Here is a 256-nt window from a genome sequence, read left to right as displayed (position 1 = left end):
GCGTCCACAGGCGCGGGCACGATTGTGTGCACGATTCTGAATGCACCGGCGCCAGTGCTGAGCAAGACCATTACCTTGACCCGCGATGCAACCAATGGCTGGTCGTGTACCAGCACCGCTCAACAGGACTACGTGCCTAAAGGTTGCACGGGTTCCGCTACCTGAAGGCTGACCTCCAGAACAGCCCCGCGTCCAAAGGACACGGGGCTTTTTTTTGCTTGCGAATGTCTTTCAGACACAGAAAAAAAGCCAAAAA

The 256-nt window shown here is 55.5% G+C and carries 1 protein-coding gene; it reads left to right on the top strand.

Annotation, left to right across the window (positions count from 1 at the left end; translation table 11 throughout):
- Positions 1-21: 21 nt before the first annotated feature.
- Positions 22-165 carry a pilin gene (locus SB772_RS43165; RefSeq protein ID WP_410838917.1) on the top strand — a complete coding sequence of 48 codons (144 nt, stop codon included), beginning with the start codon at positions 22-24 and terminating at the stop codon, positions 163-165.
- Positions 166-256 lie beyond the last annotated feature (91 nt).

This window comes from Paraburkholderia sp. SIMBA_030, from assembly GCF_046535245.1.
Classification (GTDB): domain Bacteria; phylum Pseudomonadota; class Gammaproteobacteria; order Burkholderiales; family Burkholderiaceae; genus Paraburkholderia.
Note: the sequence above shows the minus strand (reverse complement) of the source record. Positions and strands in the feature narration are given on the sequence as shown.